The following is a 14,787-nucleotide window of genomic DNA, read 5'->3' as shown; positions in this document are numbered from 1 at the left end:
AGACGCATTTGCGTTCTTGCCTCACTTTAAGAGGGTTTATATTTGGAACTAAGCCCTCCTTCTTCTTCGACCTAATTTACCATTTTTTCCCGATAAAGCGTTGAATGAAGGACTGGGTATTTGTACTACCTTCCTTAGTTCCGTAAATGGATCATGCTTATGCGGTATCGCATTGGCAGCTACAAAATGCTCTTGAAATTTTGGCTCTACGGCGGTTTCAACTTTTGTTATTTTTCTCACGATCTGTTCGATCTCAGACCTTGCATTTATATTGCAAAGAGCAATTCTGGCTCCAGTACCCGCAGCATTGCCAGCAGAGGTAACATTCTTGAGGGATACATCTGGGATCATGCCCAAAATCATCGCATGTTTTGATGATATATGGGCACCAAATGCTCCTGCTAAAACAACTTTATCGACACTATCCACTTCCATTTCATCCATCAAAAGCTTTGCACCCGCATACAAGGCAGATTTCGCAAGTTGTATCGCCCTTATGTCTCCTTGCGTGACTTGTATTGCAGGCTGAGAGGCATCTTTGTTAGCGAAGAGTTCATAGGAGTAGGTTCGACCATCAGGTTTTGATCTTGCAGTTCCAGTTGCTTCAGGGCTTCCAATCAAACCACTTTCATCTAGAAGCCCTGCAATTCGCATTTCTGCGACAGCCTCGATTATTCCTGAGCCACAAATTCCAGTAATACCAATTTTCTTTATGCTTTCGTCAAATCCGCTGTCGTCAGACCACAGATCCGATCCAATTACTTTAAAACGAGGTTCTTTGGATTTTGGGTCTATCTCCACGCGCTCTATAGCACCAGGTGCTGCCCTTTGACCTGAACTAATCTGAGCCCCTTCAAATGCGGGGCCGGTTGGTGAAGAACAGGCTAGTACTCGCTGTTTATTTCCAAGCAATATTTCTGCGTTTGTTCCCACATCAACAATCAATGTTAAATCTTTTGATTTGTTCGGTTCTTCAGACAACGCGACCGCCGCAGCGTCTGCTCCAACATGTCCTGCTATACATGGAAGAAGATATATCCTTGCATCGTCTATTAACGAGACCAGGTTTAGATCCTTAGCATCTAGATATAATGCGTCTGAAGTGGCTAAGGCAAATGGTGCCTGACCTAGCTCAATCGGGTCAATTCCAAGCAATAAGTGGTGCATAACTGGGTTACAAACAAAAACAGCTTCCAGTATATCTTCTGGCTCAATTTTCGCACTTTCTGCCAGTTCTAAAACTAATTTATTTATGGCTTTACGCACTTCATTGGTCATGGCTGATGCGCCATCAGCGTTCATCATCGCGTAACTAACACGGCTCATTAAATCCTCGCCAAATCTAATTTGGGGATTCATTACGCCAGAACTCTCAATGACTTTTCCTGACCTCAAATCAGTTAGATGCGCTGCTATGGTAGTTGACCCTAAATCTATTGCTAACCCATATATGCTGGCATCGTGGTAGCCGGGCCAAATATTTACAATTCTTCGGAGACTTTCGCTGGGGGTCGAATTAACTGCCACTGTAACGCCCCAGTCTCCCTTGCGAAGAATGTTTTGGAGTTTTTTGACAAGAGAAATGCTCGCATGGGTATCATCTATATTCCATTGCTCGGCTAAAGCAGTTTTTAAACGTTCTAGGTCACCCTTCGGTTCGTGCATATCAGGTTCTAGGACCTCTACGTAATAAAGCTTAGTTGCAGGATTCATCTCAATTTTACGTGAGCTTGCAGCCTTTCGAATAACCTGCTTATGGACCTGACTTTCTGCTGGGACGTCTACGACTAAATCACCTTGAATTTTTAATTGACATCCCAAGCGACGGTTTGGTTTTAAACCTCTTTTGTCATGGTAACGCTGTTCAATCGCATTCCAAGCTGAAACCGCGCTCTCATCCACAAAAACACCGTGTTTTGGGAAATCTCCAAACGAAGGAGTAACTTGGCACTTGCTACAAATCCCTCTGCCGCCACAAACACTGTCTAAATCCACACCAAGCTGTTGAGCAGCCTCCAGAACTGGAGTACCTGTTTCGAAGCTACCTCTCTTGCCAGATGGAGTGAATACTACCAAATGCTTCATTGTTTAATCCCGTTTTCCTATGTCGGTTTTAACTCGTAGCACTTAGATAAAAATTCTAAAATCGCCAAGTCTTAGTTTATCAGCGCCAATTTATTATGTTTTTTAAAAAGATTTCAAAAAAACAAAACTTTTTATACAATCTTTTTATTGACTTATTTCAAACTTTTATTTTCGCTATCCTCTTTCAATTTCAATAGTTTCGTGAGATATAGGCTCGCCAGTGTACATGCTATGAAAAGGACGTGCATTATGCAGATTCGCGAGGCTTTAACTTTTGACGATGTACTTCTTGTGCCGGCAGCTTCCAAAGTATTGCCGACCGATGCTGACACGAGGACTCAGGTAACTCAATCCATTGCTTTGAATATTCCTTTGCTAAGCTCTGCGATGGATACCGTCACTGAAGCAAAAATGGCAATAACAATGGCTCAGGCTGGCGGAATGGGTGTTATTCACAGAAATTTAGGTGTGGAACAGCAAGCCCAGCAGGTGAGACGGGTTAAGCGGTTTGAAAGTGGGATCGTTTATAATCCTATCACCTTGAAAGCTGACCAATCTTTGAAAGATGCAAACGACCTTAGGGCAAAGTACAATGTATCTGGATTCCCAGTCATCGATGAAAAAAATCGTGTGGTGGGAATTCTAACAAACAGAGATATGAGATTTGCTTCAGATGAAAATACTCCTGTAAGCCTTATGATGACGACAGATGATTTAGCTATTTTGGAAGAACCAGCGGATAGGCAAGAAGCTATAAATCTAATGAAGTCGCGTCGTATTGAAAAGTTATTGGTGACTGATGCCTCAGGACGGCTTACTGGCCTATTAACCCTGAAAGATACTGAAATGTCCGTACTGAACCCTACTGCATGTAAAGATGAGTTAGGTCGTTTGAGAGTTGCTGCTGCTTCGACTGTAGGTGATGAAGGATTCGAAAGATCACAAGCGCTCATTGATGCTGGTGTTGATATGGTCGTAATCGATACCGCTCACGGCCACTCTGATAGTGTCTCTAAAGCGGTTGAGCGAATTAAGAAAACCTCAAATGAAGTTCAAGTTATAGCTGGTAACGTTGCTACTTCTGATGCAACCAAATCGTTGATTGACGTGGGCGCAGATGCCATCAAAGTGGGTATTGGGCCTGGATCTATCTGTACTACAAGGATGGTAGCTGGCGTTGGAGTACCTCAATTGAGCGCGATTATTGATTGTGCAACCGTTGCGGGTAATATTCCTGTTATAGCTGATGGTGGAATTAAGTTTTCCGGAGACTTCGCTAAAGCAATCGCGGCTGGAGCAAGTTGTGCGATGATTGGCTCTATGGTGGCAGGGACCGATGAAAGCCCTGGTGAGGTAATATTGTATCAGGGTAGATCGTTTAAAGCATACAGGGGAATGGGCTCTCTAGGAGCAATGGCTCGCGGCTCAGCAGATCGCTATTTTCAGAAAGATGCTGCTAGCGACAAACTGGTCCCGGAGGGAATTGAAGGGCAGGTGCCATATAAGGGTGCTGCGGCCGCCGTTATTCACCAAATGGTTGGAGGGTTAAAAGCAGCCATGGGGTATACAGGTTGCCGTTCAATATCTGAAATGCGTAACAATTGTAAATTTGTAAAAATTACTGGTGCTGGATTAAAAGAAAGTCATGTCCACGACGTTCAAATCACGAGAGAAAGTCCAAATTACAGGGTAATTTAGCCATGACTCCGGCGGCGCAAGTATTTTCTGCTAGTCAAATTTTACAAGAGATACTTAATGGTAAAAACGCCAACTACTTGCTTCAACAATGGGGTAAAGAAAACAGGTTTGCAGGTTCGAAAGATAGGCGTGCAATCAGAGATTTTGTATATGATGGCTTAAGAATAAAGCGAAGTGCTCTTTCTAGAATAAAGGCTCCTCACTCTGGTAGAAACTGGGCATTAGGGGTGCTTATGGAAACAAATGAGGATTTAGAACAATATTTCAACGATGAAGCTTATGGGAGCCCACGTCTAACGCCAACGGAAAAGCTGGCTATACAAGAAGCCACAAAGTGCAATAAACCACCAGACGTAGAAGTTAATTTACCGGCTTTTCTTTGGCCTATTTGGAAAGCTGACCTAGGAGAGGAGGCTGTTCCTGTTGCTAAGCGTTTATGTAAAAGGGCTCCAGCATTTCTCCGAGTGAATATCGGAAGAACTACAGTAGAAAAAGTCCAGCAAATACTTAGCGAGGAAGGTATTCATACTGATAAGCACCCCTCAGTAATTACTGCTTTGAAAGTAACCAATGGTCAAAATAAAATTAAGAGCTGCATTGCCTATAGAGATGGTTTAGTTGAAATTCAGGACGCATCCAGCCAGGCTAGCGTTACTGATCTGCCGGTAGATAGTAGTTTAAAAATTTTAGATTATTGTTGTGGTTCTGGAGGTAAATCTCTTGCTCTACATTCTTGGACTACTGCAAAAATATTTGCTTATGATGCTTTTCCGGAGAGAACTAATGATTTGCGTGCTAGAGCAGAAAGAGCAAAAGCAAAAATACTCAACATCAGTAAACCAATAAATGATAGATTTGACGTAATATTTTGTGATGTTCCATGCTCGGGAAGCGGATCATGGCGGCGGGACCCGGATGGAAAATGGAAGTTAACTGCAAATTCTTGGCAAAACCTTCTAAATACACAAATTCAGATTCTTAATGAGGCTAAAGAACTTCTTACATCGGATGGGACCTTAGTTTATGCTACTTGTTCTGTGCTATCGACCGAGAATCACAAGCAGCTAGAAACATTTTGTGATGCTTACCCTGAGTTTGAAATAAAAAAAGCTCGCCAGTTCTTTCCGTCTGATCTGGGGGATGGGTTTTTCTACGGATTTTTGAAGAAAAGTGAAAAATTTTCTTGATATGTTCTTTTTTTGCGTCCATAAGAGAACATTATAAGAACAAACGAGTGATTGCTGTTTCGTTTTCACTATGAAATAAAGAGGTATAAACATGGCAGAACTTTTATCAATGAGCGACAAAAAAGACGACGACAGACAAAAAGCATTAGAAAGCGCTTTGAGCCAAATTGAACGACAATTTGGGAAGGGTTCAATTATGAAGCTTGGCGATGAAAATGCCATTCAAGAAATTGAATCCACGTCAACAGGTTCATTAGGTTTGGATATAGCTTTAGGGATTGGTGGATTACCTAAGGGTCGGATTGTTGAAATATATGGTCCGGAGAGTTCTGGTAAAACAACCCTTACATTGCATTGTGTAGCTGAAGAGCAAAAGAAGGGAGGCGTATGCGCATTCGTGGATGCCGAGCATGCTCTTGACCCACAGTATGCGAAAAAGTTGGGGGTGGATCTAGATGAGCTACTAATTTCCCAGCCTGATACAGGTGAGCAAGCTCTTGAAATTACAGATACATTAGTACGGTCTGGTGCTGTTAGCATGGTTGTTGTTGACTCAGTTGCTGCTCTTACGCCCAAATCAGAACTTGAAGGCGATATGGGTGATAGCAATGTGGGTGTGCAGGCACGTCTTATGAGCCAAGCAATGCGGAAATTGACCGGGTCAATTAGTAGATCAAATTGTATGGTAATTTTTATTAACCAAATTCGCATGAAAATTGGTGTAATGTTTGGTAGTCCCGAAACTACAACTGGTGGAAATGCTCTTAAATTTTATAGCTCTGTTCGATTAGATATAAGGCGCATTGGTGCTATTAAGGATAGAGATGAAGTAGTTGGGAACGCAACTAGGGTAAAGGTGGTAAAAAATAAAGTAGCGCCGCCTTTTAAACAAGTTGAATTCGATATTATGTATGGTGAAGGTATATCCAAGAATGGAGAACTTTTGGATTTGGGCGTGAAAGCGGGTGTTGTTGAAAAATCAGGAGCTTGGTATAGCTACATGGACGAGCGTATTGGGCAGGGTAGAGAAAATGCTAAAATTTTCTTGAAGGAGAACCCTAACATAGCACTCTCAATAGAAGATAAAATTAGAGCTGCTCACGGGTTGGATTTTGATTTGCAGAATGATGCTGATGGTGAAGTTTTAGAAGCGTAGATTTAATATAAAAACTCGATCAAAGGGGTAGCATTTATGCTGCCCTTTTTTTTGTTTTAAGTGTTCGTTATGGACAATACACGAAGCAATCATTAGAGCTAAAAAAAATATGTGAGAATATAATGCGCACGCTAAATGATATTAGGTCTACATTTTTAGATTATTTTAAAAGGCAGGGACACGAAGTTGTCCAATCTAGTCCATTGGTGCCCCGAAATGACCCCACATTGATGTTTGCTAATTCTGGCATGGTGCAGTTTAAAAATTTGTTTACTGGGGTAGAAACAAGAGATTATAAACGCGCTGTAACCTCTCAAAAATGTGTTAGAGCAGGTGGTAAACATAATGATCTTGATAATGTTGGCTACACTGCTCGTCATCATACTTTTTTCGAAATGTTGGGTAACTTCAGCTTTGGGGATTACTTTAAGTCTGAAGCAATACCATTTGCATGGGAACTGATTACAAAAGAATTTGATATTCCTAAAGAACGACTTCTTGTAACTGTTTATCATACAGATGAGGAGGCTGCGCTGCTGTGGAAAAAGGTAGCAGGGCTTCCCGATGATAAAATAATACGAATTTCGACTAACGATAATTTTTGGATGATGGGGGCCACTGGGCCATGTGGACCATGTACAGAAATATTTTTTGATCATGGTGAGAAATATTGGGGTGGTCCACCAGGCTCGCCTGAGGAAGATGGTGATAGATTTGTAGAAATTTGGAACCTTGTATTTATGCAATATGAGCAGTTTGAAGATGGGACAAGGAAAGATCTTCCTAATCAATCTATTGATACTGGTATGGGCATCGAACGCGTAGCGGCTTTACTGCAAGGTACAAATGACAACTATGAAACTGACCTTATTAGGGCCCTTATCGAAGCATCTGCGGAAGCTACGAGTTCAAAACCAGATGGAGATAACTCAAATCATCATAGAGTGATAGCAGATCACCTGCGGTCAACCTCTTTTTTAATTGCAGACGGCGTAATGCCTTCCAATGAGGGCCGTGGCTATGTATTGCGTAGAATAATGCGGCGTGCGATGCGACATGCTCATTTGGTTGGCGCTAAAGACCCTGTAATGCATCAATTAGTTCCATCCCTTGTTGGGCAAATGGGAGCAGCATATCCAGAATTGGTTTCAGCTCGGGCATTGATAGAAGAAACACTATTGAATGAAGAAACAAAATTTAAGCAAACTCTGGAACGTGGACTTAAATTATTGGATGAAGAGCTTGATGGTTTGCCGTCGGATGTTTCATTTCCTGGCAAAATTGCTTTTAAGCTTTATGACACTTATGGATTCCCTTTGGATCTGACGCAGGACGCACTGCGAGAGAAAGGTCGTGTGGTTGATGCTGACGCTTTTCAGGTTGAAATGGACGAGCAGAAAAGAAAGGCGAGAGCAGCTTGGACCGGCTCGGGAGAAACAGCGGATACTGCAGTATTTTATGATATTTTTGATAAATATGGAGCTACTGATTTTTTGGGTTATGATACCGAGTTTGCGCAGGCTCAAGTTATTGCCATCGTTAAAGATGGTTTGTTGGTAGATAGTGCTGCTCAGGGTGATAGTGTTCAAATGGTTTTTAATCAGACCCCGTTTTATGGAGAAAGTGGTGGTCAGATTGGTGATACTGGCCAGATTAACTTTAAAAACGGTGCAGCCAATATTGTTGATACTAAGCGCTCTGCGGGTATTTTTGTTCATTTTACAAAAGTTACTGCTGGAGTTTTGTCACTAAATGACCCCGTAGAGTTGGAAGTTGAAAATTTGCGTAGATCGTCTATTCAGGCCAACCACTCAGCGACACATTTATTACATGAAGCTTTGAGAATTAAATTAGGCCACCATGTGGCGCAAAGGGGCTCACTCAATGCAGCGGATAGATTAAGATTTGATTTTAGTCATTCTAAAGCCCTTACTAAAGGAGAGTTGCTTGAAGTTGAACGTTCTGTAAATTTTTATATACGCCAGAATACAGAGGTTACTACTAGGGTAATGTCTCCTGATGATGCCAGAGAACTTGGAGCCACGGCTTTATTCGGGGAAAAGTATGGTGAGGAAGTTCGCGTTGTTTCAATGGGTTATAATCAAAAAAGTGGTAAGGGCATTGATGGAAATGGATATTCTTTAGAGCTATGTGGTGGAACCCATGTAAAACGCACTGGGGATATAGGAGCATTTGTTATTTTGTCTGATGGTGCCAGTAGTTCTGGGGTAAGACGTATTGAGGCTTTAACTGGCGAAGCAGCTATGGATCATCTTGCCAAACAGCAAAATTATCTGTCCGATATTGCAATTGAACTAAAGTCTGGCTCATCTGATATTCTTTCTCGAGTAAAAAGCCTGATGGCAGAACGAAAATCTCTCGTAAGTGAGGTCGCGCAGCTCAGAAAGGATATGGCACTGGGGGGCAGCTCTTCGGGACAAGATGAGTTGAAAAGCGAAGATCTTTCTGGTGTGAATTTTTTAGCAAAGCAATTAAATGGGATACCTGGCAAGGAGCTTCCGGGCCTAATTGATGGTTATAAACAGAAGCTATCTTCAGGTGTTATACTACTTATTTCGGAAAACGACGGAAAAGTTGCAGTCGCTTCTGGCGTTACTAAGGACCTTTTGTCTAATATTTCTGCCGTAGATATTGTTAAAACTGCAGCCAACAAGCTCGGAGGCAAAGGCGGCGGCGGCAGGCCCGATTTGGCGCAAGCGGGTGGCTCTAGTATGGATGGAGTTACAACTGCTATAGACGCTGTCAGATCGTTAATAGTCTCAAAATAAAATTACTAACTTAAAAACAGGGATCCTTATTTTTAATTATTTCGGGCCTGTCTTTTCCGTTCATGAGAGTCCAAAAACCTTTTTCTTAATCTGATACTTGCGGGCGTTACTTCAACCAATTCATCATTGTTAATATAAGATATGGCTTCCTCAAGAGAGAATTTTATATGCGGTGTTAGCCTAACTGCTTCATCTGATCCTGACGCCCTGACATTGGTCAGTTTTTTGCCTTTTAGTGGATTTACCTCTAAGTCGTTGTCACGAGTATGCTCTCCGATAACCATTCCCTTGTAGACCTTAGTTTGGGGGCCAACGAACATTTTCCCCCGCTCCTCAAGGTTCCAAAGGGCATACGCCACGGTGTCTCCATCTTCGATAGATATCAAAACGCCAGCGCGCCGTCCCTCTATGCTTCCCTTGTATGGTGACCAACCACTAAAGACCCTATTCATAATACCTGTTCCGCGTGTGTCAGTGAGAAATTCTCCATGGTAACCTATAAGGCCTCGGGCTGGAACCTTGGCAATTAACCTTGTTTTGCCTACTCCGGAGGGCTTCATTTCGACTAAGTCGCCCTTTCTTGGCCCCGTTATCTTTTCAATCACGGCGCCTGTATATTCATCATCTACGTCTATCGTTACTTCTTCTATTGGTTCTAATTTTTGGCCGTCTTCCTCTTTCATCAATACTTGAGGTCTAGAAATTGAAAGTTCAAAGCCCTCGCGACGCATATTTTCGATTAAAACACCCATTTGCAGTTCGCCGCGGCCAGCGACTTCAAAGGCATCACCGCTGGGAGTGTCTTTTATTTTAATGGCTACGTTACTCTCAGCTTCCTTCATTAACCTGTCTCTAATTACACGGCTTTGAACTTTGGATCCCTCTCTGCCTGCAAGTGGACTGTCATTTATTCCAAAGGTAACAGTTATTGTGGGGGGGTCTATCGGTTGAGATTCCAATGGCGTCTCAACTGCTAGAGCACAAATTGTGTCAGCAACGGTTGCTTTAGTCATTCCGGCAAGGGATACGATATCTCCGGCGATACCCTCATCAATATCCGCATGTCCTAGTCCTCTAAATGCCCTTATTTTACTTACTCTAAATTGTTCGATTTTTTGACTAGATCTGCTGATGGCTTGAACTGTAGACCCAACTTTTATAGTGCCACTTTCAATGCGACCAGTAAGGATCCTGCCAACAAATGGGTCACTTCCTAGTGTTGTTGCCAGCATTCTGAAATCATCTTCAATGTGTTCTGCCTGTCTTGGGGGAGGAACATGATTAAGAATAAGATCAAACAGTGCGTTTAAATCATTTCGTGGTCCGTTTAAGTCGTGATCCGCCCAGCCAGATCTCCCTGAAGCATACATGTGAGGAAAGTCCAGTTGATCATCGTTTGCGCCGAGATTAGCAAAGAGGTCAAAACACTCATCTAACGCTCTATCTGGCTCAGCATCACCTTTGTCTACTTTATTTAGAACAACTATTGGTCTAAGGCCTAAATTAAGAGCTTTTGAAGTGACAAATTTTGTTTGGGGCATTGGCCCTTCGGCAGCGTCTACAAGTAAAACTACACCGTCAACCATCGATAATATCCGCTCCACCTCTCCGCCAAAGTCTGCGTGACCGGGAGTGTCAACAATATTTATTCGATTACCTTTCCACTCGACAGACGTTGCTTTTGCTAAAATAGTAATTCCTCGCTCTCGTTCGAGATCATTACTATCCAAAGCACGTTCTGTAATGGCCTGATTTTCTCTAAATGCGCCAGATTGTTTTAGTAATTCATCAACAAGAGTTGTTTTTCCGTGATCAACGTGTGCTATTATTGCGATATTTCTTAATGTCATTTAGGGAGCCTGTTCCATATTTTAGGGCCACCTATATTGATTTTTATAGAAATACCACCCGTTAATGTGAGGATGTTGAGGAAAAAAGGTGAATTACCACAATTCCCAAAATGATCATTGTAAGTCCAATGATCGCAGCACTGTCTGGTTTTTGCCCAAACACGACTAATCCGACTATTGTAATAAAGATTATTCCCAAACCAGCCCAAAGTGCATAAGCGATACCAACTGGAATGTATTTTAATGTTATTGATAAAAAATAAAATGCCAATGCATATGAAATGATTACTGTAACACTTGGCCAAAATTTCGTAAATTGATTACTGGCCTGAAGTGCTGCAGTTCCAATTGTTTCAGAAAGTACCGCCGCTACAAGGAATAAGTACTTCATCCGCCCTCCAAATTAGCGAGTTACCCTAATTCGACTTACTAAATTTGTAAATGAATATTAAATGCTGAGCGAATTTTACTATCAGTGCCCGCATCTAATGCGCCTGGTGAATTTTTACTTAAAATTTCGTTCTTTTTTATAATTGCTTTCTCCAGTAAATCCGGTTTTCCAAGTTCCAGCCACTCCTTTGGTGATGTTCTGTCACCTAAATCTGGGTATATATATTCGGTTTGCATTAGGTTTAATGTCTGTTCTGAGCCTAGATAATGTCCCGGACCATCAAGACAGGTCGCGCGGATAACATCCAAGCTGACAGTGTCTTCTGTGACTTCAATGCCTCGAACACATCTAAGAGCTTGACCTATAAGGTCATTACCTAAAATTAAACTTTCTAGACAGAAGCCCAATAAAGATGCGTGCATTCCAGCTGCTTCGTAAACCATGTTCAGGCCGGAAAGACCAGCCATAACATTGGAAGTTGCCTGCTCCCAACCAGCTTGCATATCGGGCAGTTTTGCATCCGCTATACCGGCAGCAGCGCCACCTGGCAGATTGTAGAATCTATGCATCTGTGCGCAGCCCGCGCTAAGTAAGGCCTGTTCTCCGCTTCCACCCGACATCGCTCCCGTTCTTAAATCCGACACGAAGGGCCATGTTCCAAAAATCGCTGGGAAGCCTGGAACTATTGAATTTACATAAACAAGCCCGGCTAAACACTCTGCAACTGCCTGAACTATCGCACCAGCAATTGGCGCAGGTGCAGTCGCTCCAGCTTGTCCTGCCGACAAAAGAAGAACTGGCATACCGCCCTTGATACATTCTTCCATGACTTTACAACTCTCCGTTGCAAATTTCATAGGCGGTACAACAAAACAATTTGAATTAGAAACAAATGGCCGTTCTCGCCATTTTTTTTCTCCACCAGCCATCATAAACAGCATTTCAAGAGCATCTCTCGCATAATCTGGCTCTGTAAAAGATGTCCCAACATGTTTTGTCGTGCCAGTACAACAGGCATACACAGTATTTAAGTCCATTTCCTTGTTATCAATTATATCACGCGCGACCATCGGCCTTTGAACGAAATGAATATTATCGAGTTCGTGAGCTATTCGTGCAGCGTCATGTAAATCTTGTATTGTACTGTCTCGGTAGTTTTTACTTTCTAAATCGACTAAGTGTACAGCAGCACCAGCAGTTCCATAGTGAACTCTAGTTCCTGTTAAGTCCAGATCGTAGGCAGAGTCCCTTCCAAACAAAATGATATCTCGCTTCGCAATTGAAAGCATATCTTCTACGAGACTTCTAGGAAATCGAATCCGCCCATCATCTCCAAAAGTCGCACCTGACTTCAACATACTCTCTTTGCCGCTTTCGGGCACATCTCCCAGGCCGATAGTTTCCAGCGCATCCAATGCGGCAGAATGAATTCGCTTCTCACCAGCCTCAGTTAATGGTCTGTATGTGTTACTTTCCATACCCGCTCTTACGGGTTGTAATTCTTTTGAAAGAGGGGCTGCTCTTGCTGCTCGCCGTGCATTTCTGCCACCCGACCGGCGGCTATTTTTGTCTGTCATTTTCAAGATCCTTATTAATAAATTTTAAAGAAACTTAGCTATGACGGTCTGCCTCTAGCGGCTCTCCCCCGATTTGCACCGATAGTGATGATCACCAAATATATTTTGGATCTTTGATTTTGCACAAAAACTGACCTTATTTAACAATTAAAATCAAAACATCTATTGTTGCAGCGATCTATCCCAATTACGACCAATGTCGTTTTTATTCAAAGACCTAATCTAAGTCGATAATTCCCATTTTTACTGCTAAAGTTGCAACTATTGTAAAATTAATTTGGCAAAGCATCTTCCATGCTTTTTCATTCTGTGTTTTTACTTTCTGACTGATTGCGGTCCGCCATGGGTTATGAAATGTATTTTTTGCGTCTAATTCGGAATTTTCTGATTATAAGTTTATGTGCCAGCTACGGTAAAGCCGATGTTATTTCAAACCTCTATGATGCACTTCACATGGACAGGATAAATGAAATTATTCGTTTAGAGGGCATACAAGATGCGGAGGGTACCGGTGAAGCGTATCTGCCTCCAAATTCTGTAGATCGTTTCGTGGCTCAAGCAAAGTCTGTTTATCAACTGGAGGCGATGGAAAGAGATTTCAAGCGTCTCTTAACTCAAAACTTATCCATCCCAGATGCAAATAAAATATTATTTTTTTATCAAAAGCCTTTAGGGAAAGTTGCTTCAGAATTGGAAGTGAGCGCTAGAATAGCTATTTCTGATGCGCATATAGAAGAAATGGCAAAAATAAAACTCAAAGAAGCTGTGAAGTCAAAAAACAAACGTCTCGATGAAATAGAGTCTGTTATTAGGACGTTGGAGCTTGTTGAACAAAATTTAATTGGTGCATATGCCGCTCAGTTTGCTTTTATGTATGAGCTTTCAAAGCTTGGTGTCATTGAACTCAGTAAACAAGAGATGATAGATTTAATTACTAACGATGAAGAAAAACTTAAAAGTGAAATACTGGAGTGGCTAATGGCCTTTTCTCACATGGCGTATACGCCTATGAGCGAGAAAGAGTTCAGCGATTACAGTGACTTTTCAAAATCAGAACTTGGTATAGCACTAAATAAAGCTCTTTTTTCGGTTTACAATGAGATGGCGAAGGATCAGTCTCAGCGTCTTGCAAGTATACTGGGAGAATTCATGAAATCTGAGGATTTATGATTTAAAATAATTTTCAAAGTGTTGACTTCGTCTTGTATTACTGTAATAGCGCATGGATCGGAATAATTGCCGATTAACAACGCCGAAGGGCGCGCAGTTTTAGGCACAACAAAAGTTGTAAACGTTCTATATTAGAAGGCCAAATGACGCGAAGAAAAGGATGATAAAATTGTTTGCTGTAATAAAGACAGGTGGTAAACAGTATAAGGTTCAGGCCGGTGATATGCTCAAGCTCGAGAAGCTTGCTGCGCATGCGGGAGACAAAATACAGTTTAATGAAATTATGTTGCTCGGCGGAGATAAAACGGTGGTGGGAACGCCTCTTGTTAATGGTGCTGCTGTGCAGGCGGATGTTATTGATCAAATGAAAGGTGCTAAAACGATTAAGTTCGTGAAGCGTCGCAGAAAACATGGCTCACAAAGAACACGCGGACATAGACAACACTTAACGCTGGTGCGTATCACTGATATTTTAGCGTCAGGTGGTGAAAAATCTGGAGTAAAGTCTGCAATAGGGGCGCGTTTGGGCGCCGATGAAATGGTAAAGGCTCCGCTACAAACAAAACCAAAAGCAAAAAAGGCTGCTAAAACTGAAAAAGAACAGAAAAAGGCTGTTCCAAAAAGTAGTCCAAAAGCAAAGAATGATGAAAAGTCAAAAGCTGCTCTCAAGACAAAAATAGATGATCTAAAAGAATTGTCTGGAGTAGGTCCTGCGCTTGAGAAGAAGCTTAACGCAGCAGGTATAACATCATTTTCGCAGATAGCTGCGTGGACAGCTAAAGACGTAACTGCTATTGATGAAACGCTCTCTTTAAAAGAAAAGATAGATAAAGAGGGTTGGGTTAAGCAGGCAAAGAAATTGTCTAAGTAGGAGGACGGATAGA

10 protein-coding genes are annotated in these 14,787 nt (G+C 42.0%); 6 read left to right on the top strand and 4 right to left on the bottom strand.

The window, feature by feature from the left end:
• Positions 1 to 48 precede the first annotated feature (48 nt).
• Positions 49 to 2,085, bottom strand: coding sequence for an ASKHA domain-containing protein (locus tag ACTF5Q_RS00850; protein WP_438952839.1), 2,037 nt, complete (start codon positions 2,083 to 2,085; stop codon positions 49 to 51).
• A 249-nt stretch (positions 2,086 to 2,334) separates the two neighbouring features.
• Here ACTF5Q_RS00850 and guaB point away from each other — a divergent pair, with 249 nt between their 5' ends.
• The 4 genes from guaB to alaS all read left to right on the top strand — a co-directional run bounded on the left by guaB (position 2,335) and on the right by alaS (position 8,915).
• Entirely contained in the window at positions 2,335 to 3,783 is a 1,449-nt protein-coding gene (guaB, locus tag ACTF5Q_RS00845) for an IMP dehydrogenase (RefSeq protein ID WP_438952838.1), read from the top strand.
• Between the two features lie 2 nt (positions 3,784 to 3,785).
• Positions 3,786 to 4,970, top strand: coding sequence for an RsmB/NOP family class I SAM-dependent RNA methyltransferase (locus ACTF5Q_RS00840; protein ID WP_438952837.1), 1,185 nt, complete (start codon positions 3,786 to 3,788; stop codon positions 4,968 to 4,970).
• Between the two features lie 91 nt (positions 4,971 to 5,061).
• Positions 5,062 to 6,126, top strand: a complete 1,065-nt coding sequence (recA, locus tag ACTF5Q_RS00835; RefSeq protein ID WP_153903167.1) for a recombinase RecA — start codon at positions 5,062 to 5,064, stop codon at positions 6,124 to 6,126.
• Between the two features lie 122 nt (positions 6,127 to 6,248).
• On the top strand, positions 6,249 to 8,915 hold the full coding sequence (gene alaS / locus ACTF5Q_RS00830; RefSeq protein WP_438952836.1) for an alanine--tRNA ligase: 2,667 nt from the start codon (positions 6,249 to 6,251) through the stop codon (positions 8,913 to 8,915).
• A gap of 32 nt (positions 8,916 to 8,947) precedes the next feature.
• Here alaS and typA read toward each other — a convergent pair whose 3' ends face one another.
• The 3 genes from typA to ACTF5Q_RS00815 form a co-directional block, all read right to left on the bottom strand.
• A complete protein-coding gene (gene typA / locus ACTF5Q_RS00825; protein ID WP_438952835.1) occupies positions 8,948 to 10,765 on the bottom strand; it encodes a translational GTPase TypA in 1,818 nt (605 codons plus the stop codon).
• A gap of 61 nt (positions 10,766 to 10,826) precedes the next feature.
• Positions 10,827 to 11,156, bottom strand: coding sequence for a DMT family transporter (locus ACTF5Q_RS00820; protein WP_438952834.1), 330 nt, complete (start codon positions 11,154 to 11,156; stop codon positions 10,827 to 10,829).
• A gap of 38 nt (positions 11,157 to 11,194) precedes the next feature.
• On the bottom strand, positions 11,195 to 12,733 hold the full coding sequence (locus ACTF5Q_RS00815) for a trimethylamine methyltransferase family protein (RefSeq protein WP_438952833.1): 1,539 nt from the start codon (positions 12,731 to 12,733) through the stop codon (positions 11,195 to 11,197).
• Positions 12,734 to 13,087: 354 nt separating this feature from the next.
• Between ACTF5Q_RS00815 and ACTF5Q_RS00810 the strand changes: the two genes are divergently transcribed.
• Positions 13,088 to 13,903, top strand: a complete 816-nt coding sequence (locus tag ACTF5Q_RS00810; RefSeq protein ID WP_438952832.1) for a DUF2059 domain-containing protein — start codon at positions 13,088 to 13,090, stop codon at positions 13,901 to 13,903.
• A gap of 169 nt (positions 13,904 to 14,072) precedes the next feature.
• Positions 14,073 to 14,774 (top strand): 50S ribosomal protein L21, encoded by a 702-nt coding sequence (locus ACTF5Q_RS00805; protein ID WP_438952831.1) that lies wholly within the window; start codon positions 14,073 to 14,075, stop codon positions 14,772 to 14,774.
• Positions 14,775 to 14,787 lie beyond the last annotated feature (13 nt).

Source organism: Candidatus Salinivivens marinus (assembly GCF_965655845.1).
GTDB classification, from domain to species: Bacteria; Pseudomonadota; Alphaproteobacteria; order Rhodobacterales; family Rhodobacteraceae; genus Salinivivens; species Salinivivens marinus.
Note: the sequence above shows the minus strand (reverse complement) of the source record. Positions and strands in the feature narration are given on the sequence as shown.

Coding starts and splice junctions, on each gene's coding strand:
- ACTF5Q_RS00850 (WP_438952839.1), bottom strand. CDS start 2,085: ATGAAGCATTTGGTAGTATTCACTCCATCTGGCAAGAGAGGTAGCTTC.
- guaB (WP_438952838.1), top strand. CDS start 2,335: ATGCAGATTCGCGAGGCTTTAACTTTTGACGATGTACTTCTTGTGCCG.
- ACTF5Q_RS00840 (WP_438952837.1), top strand. CDS start 3,786: ATGACTCCGGCGGCGCAAGTATTTTCTGCTAGTCAAATTTTACAAGAG.
- recA (WP_153903167.1), top strand. CDS start 5,062: ATGGCAGAACTTTTATCAATGAGCGACAAAAAAGACGACGACAGACAA.
- alaS (WP_438952836.1), top strand. CDS start 6,249: ATGCGCACGCTAAATGATATTAGGTCTACATTTTTAGATTATTTTAAA.
- typA (WP_438952835.1), bottom strand. CDS start 10,765: ATGACATTAAGAAATATCGCAATAATAGCACACGTTGATCACGGAAAA.
- ACTF5Q_RS00820 (WP_438952834.1), bottom strand. CDS start 11,156: ATGAAGTACTTATTCCTTGTAGCGGCGGTACTTTCTGAAACAATTGGA.
- ACTF5Q_RS00815 (WP_438952833.1), bottom strand. CDS start 12,733: ATGACAGACAAAAATAGCCGCCGGTCGGGTGGCAGAAATGCACGGCGA.
- ACTF5Q_RS00810 (WP_438952832.1), top strand. CDS start 13,088: ATGTATTTTTTGCGTCTAATTCGGAATTTTCTGATTATAAGTTTATGT.